This is a genomic window from Anaerolineales bacterium (assembly GCA_022866145.1).
Classification (GTDB): domain Bacteria; phylum Chloroflexota; class Anaerolineae; order Anaerolineales; family E44-bin32; genus PFL42.
Genome location: JALHUE010000023.1, coordinates 1 through 5,466 on the forward strand (window position 1 = coordinate 1; position 5,466 = coordinate 5,466).

General features: G+C 65.6%; 6 protein-coding genes. 5 read left to right on the top strand and 1 reads right to left on the bottom strand.

Annotated features, from left to right (window positions below):
* Positions 1–804, bottom strand: an 804-nt coding sequence (locus tag MUO23_00785) for a phospholipid carrier-dependent glycosyltransferase (protein ID MCJ7511486.1), incomplete at its 3' end; no start/stop codon positions are given.
* Between the two features lie 390 nt (positions 805–1,194).
* Here MUO23_00785 and ndhC point away from each other — a divergent pair.
* The 5 genes from ndhC to nuoL all read left to right on the top strand — a co-directional run.
* Positions 1,195–1,551 (top strand): NADH-quinone oxidoreductase subunit A, encoded by a 357-nt coding sequence (ndhC, locus tag MUO23_00790; GenBank protein ID MCJ7511487.1) that lies wholly within the window; start codon positions 1,195–1,197, stop codon positions 1,549–1,551.
* Between the two features lie 70 nt (positions 1,552–1,621).
* A complete protein-coding gene (gene nuoH, locus MUO23_00795; protein ID MCJ7511488.1) occupies positions 1,622–2,824 on the top strand; it encodes an NADH-quinone oxidoreductase subunit NuoH in 1,203 nt (400 codons plus the stop codon).
* A 28-nt stretch (positions 2,825–2,852) separates the two neighbouring features.
* Entirely contained in the window at positions 2,853–3,383 is a 531-nt protein-coding gene (locus tag MUO23_00800) for an NADH-quinone oxidoreductase subunit J (protein MCJ7511489.1), read from the top strand.
* Positions 3,380–3,688, top strand: coding sequence for an NADH-quinone oxidoreductase subunit NuoK (nuoK, locus tag MUO23_00805; GenBank protein MCJ7511490.1), 309 nt, complete (start codon positions 3,380–3,382; stop codon positions 3,686–3,688). Before MUO23_00800 ends, nuoK begins: the two co-directional genes overlap by 4 nt.
* A gap of 8 nt (positions 3,689–3,696) precedes the next feature.
* On the top strand, positions 3,697–5,466 hold a 1,770-nt coding region (nuoL, locus tag MUO23_00810; GenBank protein MCJ7511491.1), incomplete at its 3' end, for an NADH-quinone oxidoreductase subunit L.

Genomic DNA, 5,466 nt, shown 5'->3' on the forward strand with positions numbered 1-5,466 from the left:
CTGGTACGGGACAAGCCATTGCCAGACCACCACGAAACCGTCCCGAACGGTGTCTGCTGATGGAATGTGGAATTGCAGCGTCCGGTTCGTGGGCGACCCGGTCAGGATCAGGTTGCGGGCCATCCAACCGGCCATCGGCAGCAACCCGATCGTGAGAAGAGCGGCCAGGTCGATGGATCGCCGGCGGACCGGCCCGGGTTGCAGTGCGACATACAGGGCGGCCGCGGCCAGCAGTGAGACGCCCACGTAGCGGGTCAGGTACGCAGCAGCCACAGCCAACGCCGCGGCGAGCAACAGCGCTCGCCGATGCGACTCGCCGTAGCCCACCAGCAGCACCATGGCGCCCAGGCCGAGGAAGATGTAGAGCCCCTCGGTCATGGCCCAGGTATGGACCTCGAGCATGTGCGGGGAAGCGACGAACAGCGCCGTGCCGACCAGGGCTGCCAGGAAGGACCGCGAGCAACGCAGGATCAGGAATCCGACGAGGAACCCGCTGGCGGCGAAGGCCGTTGCGCTGAGGACCCTGGCGCCGCCAAGGACGGGGAGCCCCATCAGTTGGAGGCCTGAGAGGATCAGGGGATACAGCGGAGGGAAGTGGGTCATCGGCTTGACCTCGCCGCCCCCCGACAGCCGCACCAGCCCCAAACCGGCGGCCTGGTTGCGGGCCGCCCCGATGTAAGCTACCGAATCCGTCGAGATCCCAAGCCCATGGGGGGTGACCTGGAGCAAGGCAATCCCGCCGGCAGCAGCCACGACGAGAAGGATCGCCCAATGCCCGATCGTCAAGGGTTTGTTCGTGGGCATTCGCCGGGTTGCGGCAGGCGGGGTGAAGCCTGCACGACGGTTCCTCCTGATGGGGAGATTATACGTCCAGGGTTGTGGCGGCCGTGGCGGGAGAAATCGTCACACACCGGGAAGAACCGGCAGCCGGCTATCTGGAGGCCACGCGATTGGGCCTCGGCCGTCCAGGCCCCGCAGTGGGCGGGCGCGCACGCGGGGCTGGCGCCAGGTGGCTGGAACGGCAGGGCGGGGGGCGCTGGGAGCGGCGGGGGTGGGCTTCGAGCGGGCGCCAGAACTGGCTCAACAGTGCCGATTTTGACGCTGCCCTGGAAGCGTGATAAACTTCCCAAAGTCACCGCCCGCCTGGCTTTGCGGGCGCAAACGGGCCTCAGCGCCCGTTTTTGAGGAGCGCGGATGCTGGATCAGTGGGTCTTCATCGCCTTCCTAGTCCCGGTCGGTCTCCTGCTCCCTGCTGTCGCCGTCGCCATGGGTTTCTTGCTCGGCCCGCGCAAGCCCAACAAGCTGAAGGGTGACACCTACGAGTGCGGCATCGAGACCGTCGGCAGCACCTGGGTGCAGTTCAAGGCCCAATACTACGTGTACGCCCTGGTGTTCGTGGTTTTTGAGGTTGAGGCCGTGTTTCTGTTCCCCTGGGCGGCGGCCTACAATCAGCTCCAGATGTACATGGTCCTGGAAGGCATCTTGTTTGTGGCCATCCTGGCGACCGGTCTGATCTACGCCTGGCGCAAGGGCAGCCTCGAGTGGGTCTAACCCAGCAAGTGAAGGGCAATGGCTGATCGGGAGATCAGCCATTCGTTTGCCTGCCTGTGGGAGTCTGCGAATGATCGCTGATCCGTTCGCTTGGGTGTACGCCCAGCTGACGAGGCTGCTGCTCAGCCTGGGGATGACCGCCGTCTGGGCGCAAACCACGCTGCGCTTTGTGGGGGCGGCGGTGCTGGCCACGGTCTTGCTGGTCTCGACCTTCTTCTTGATCTGGGGAGAGCGCAAGCTGCTGGCGCGCTTCCAGGACCGTCTGGGGCCGAACCGGGTTGGGCCATGGGGCGTTTTCCAGACGGTTGCCGATTTCGTCAAGCTGATCGGCAAGGAAATCATCATCCCGACTCACGCCGACAAGGTGGTCTACCTGCTGGCGCCCCTGCTGGTGGTGCTGTCGGTCGTGGGGATCTGGGCCGTCATCCCGATGGCGCCGGGGGTCGTGGGAACGGACCTGGAGGTGGGCGTCCTGTACATCGTGGCCATCGGTGCCATCGGCACACTGGGGATCATGATGGCCGGCTGGTCGTCCAACAACAAGTACGCCCTGATCGGAGCCTTCCGCAGCGTGGCCCAGCTGGTCTCGTACGAAGTTCCGATGGTGTTGGTACTCCTGGTGCCCGTCATCCTGGCCTCGTCCATGAGCCTGGTGGGCATCGTTGATGCCCAGGCCGGGATGTGGTTCATCGTGATGGCGCCGGTTGCGGCGCTGGTGTTTCTGGTGACCTCGATCGCCGAGAACGGCCGGGCGCCCTTCGATCTGCTGGAGGCCGAGTCGGAGATCGTCGCCGGCTTCAACATCGAGTACTCGGCGCTGGCCTTTGGGATGTTCTTCGTAGCAGAGTTCCTGCACTCGTTTACCATCGGGGCCGTGGTTGCCACACTCTTCCTGGGCGGGTGGCGCGGGCCGGGCGCCGAGGCTTATCCCCTGCTCGGCTTCGTTTACTTCCTGCTCAAGACGCTGGCGATCTGGTTCTTGATCGTCTGGATTCGCGCCACGCTGCCGCGCGTCCGGATCGACCAGATGCTGGGCTTCAATTGGAAGTTCCTGACTCCAGTGGCGCTGGGCATCCTGATGCTGACGGCGCTGGTCGACAAGATGTCGGCCGCCGCCGGCTGGAACCGAGCGCTGGTCTTGATCCTGGCCAATGCGGCGGCGGTGACCGTCATCCTGCTGTCGGTCCGAGCCTATGCCCGCTTCCAGCGCCGCACGGATCAGGCGAAGGGCCTGCCGGCCGCGGTGGAAGCCAGGCCGGCGGCAGCCCACTGACACACCCTGGCGAGAGAGTGCGCGATCGATGGAACCCCTCAAGCTGATCTTCCTGCTGGCCGGCGCCGTCACCCTGCTGTCGGCCCTGATGGTGGTCACGACCCGCAAGCTGGTCCACGCCGCCCTGTGGCTGGTGCTGACGTTGGCCGGCGTGTCGGTGTTGTTTGTGCTGCTGAATGCCGCTTTCCTGGCCATCGTCCAGGTGGTGATCTACATTGGCGCCATCGCCATCCTGATCATCTTCGCCGTGATGCTCACCCGGGGCTCGATGGATGACACCGGCCCGCAGACCAACCGCCGCTGGTGGCTGGCAGGGCTGATCGCCGTGGGCCTGTTTGCGGGGATCCTGCTGCTGGTGGTCTCGGAACCGGCAGCCTCCGCCGGGGTGCCGGCCGAAGCGCCGGGGGATTCGCTCCGGCAGCTGGGGCTGGCGCTGGTCAGCGTCGATGGCTATGTGCTGCCGTTCGAGCTGGCCTCGGTCCTGCTGCTGGCGGCGCTGATCGGGGCGATCTTCGTCGCCCGTCCTCCGGATGCCGCCTCCGAGGGAGGTGAGGAGTGATCCCGCTCTCCTGGTACCTGGCGCTGGCCGGAGGGCTGTTCTGCCTCGGGGTATACGGGGTGCTGGCGCGCCGCAACGCGGTCGCCATCCTGATGGGGATCGAGCTGATGCTCAACGCCGTCAACATCAACTTAGTCGCCTTCTGGCGCTATGTCACCCCGGCCCAGATCGCCGGTCAGGCATTTGCCATCATGGTCTTCGCCGTCGCCGCCTCCGAGGCGGCCGTCGGCCTGGCGCTGATCATCTCGGTCTACCGCCGCCGGACAACGGTGGTGGCAGAAGAGATCGACCTGTTGAAGTGGTAGGAGAGGTCATGCCTGTCGAACTCCTTGCCTGGCTCATCCCCCTGCCACCGGTCCTGGCTTTCTTCGCCATCCTCCTGTTCACCAACCGCAGCAACCGCCTGAGCCACTTCGTTGCGGTGGGGGCGATGCTCATCTCGTGGGCCATGGGTATGGCGCTGTTCATCACCGCTGTCACCACGGAGGGCCTGGCGCAACACCCGATCACCTCCGCCGTGCCCTGGCTCCCCACCGGCACCAGCTGGATCGAATTCGGGATCCTGGTCGATCCGCTGACTGCCGTCACGCTGTTCTTTGTGGTCTGGACCTGCCTGGCGATCTTTGTCTACAGCATCGGCTATCACAACTACCGCCACCGGCGCGATCCGGCCGACAAGCCCGGCCTGCCGCCGCACGCCGGCGGCATCGATCCGATCTACGCCCGCTTCTTCGCCTTCATCGCTCTGTTCGCTTTCGGGATGCTGGTCTTGGTCCTGGCCGACAACCTGCTCCTGCTCTTCATGGGCTGGGAGATCATGGGCCTGTGCTCGTATCTGCTGATCGGGTTCTGGTTCGCCAAGGACTCGGCCAAGCGGGCGGCGGTCAAGGCCTTCATGACCACCCGCGTCGGGGACGTCTTCTTCCTGCTGGGTATCGCCTACCTGTACTCGGCAACCGGCACGCTGAACTTCCGCGCCATCTTGAACAATGAAGAGGTCCTGCATCAACTGGCATCGACGCCGGCGGTGCTCGGGCTTTCGGCGGCGGCCTTGATCGGGATCCTGATCTTCATCGGCACCGTCGGCAAGTCGGCCCAGTTCCCGCTGCACGTCTGGTTGCCCGACGCCATGGAAGGCCCGACCCCGGTCTCGGCCATGATCCACGCCGCCACCATGGTCTCGGCCGGTGTCTACCTGCTGCTGCGGATGTTCCCATTGCTGACGGTCGGCTTCGAGCCGGGCGGCGGCTTGACGACGACCATGACGGTGATCGCCGTCATCGGCACCTTCACCGCCATCTTCTCCGCCACCATCGCCGTCGCCCAGAACGACGTCAAACGGGTGCTGGCCTACTCGACGATCTCCCAGCTGGGCTTCATGGTGGCCGCAGTCGGGATCGGCGCTTTCGTCGCCGCCACCTTCCACTTGATCACCCACGCTTTCTTCAAGGCCCTGCTGTTTCTCGGCTCGGGGTCGGTCATCCACGGCATGGAGCATGGGATCCACAAGACGCAGGAGCACGTCGACCCGCAGGACATGCTGAATATGGGCGGTCTGCGCAAGCGAATGCCGATCACCTTCTGGACGTTCCTCCTCGGCGGGCTGTCCCTGGCCGGCTTCCCGATCGTCACCGCCGGCTTCTGGTCGAAGGACGAGATCCTGGGCGTTGCCCACGCGCAGAACCCGGCCGTCTTCGTCGTGCTGGCGCTGGCGGCGCTGCTGACGGCGTTCTACACCATGCGCCAGATCAGCCTGACGTTCCTCGGCCAGCCCCGGACTTCCGCTGCCGAGCACGCCCACGAGTCCGCCTGGACCATGACTGCGCCCCTGATCCTCCTGGCTTTCTTCGCCGTGACCGTTGGCTGGGTGGGGATCAAGGGAGATTTTCCTGTGATCGGCGGCTTGGTGCCGCCGTGGATCGAGGAGTTCCTGGCATCCATGCTGGCTGCCGAGGGGGGTCACGCGGCCGGCCTCTCGTTCGTGCCGCTGCTGACCTCGCTGGTGGTCTCGCTTGGCGGGCTGGGGGTGGGCTGGCTGATCTACCGTCGGATCACGGCCGAGGCCGGCGATCCGCTCGTCCGC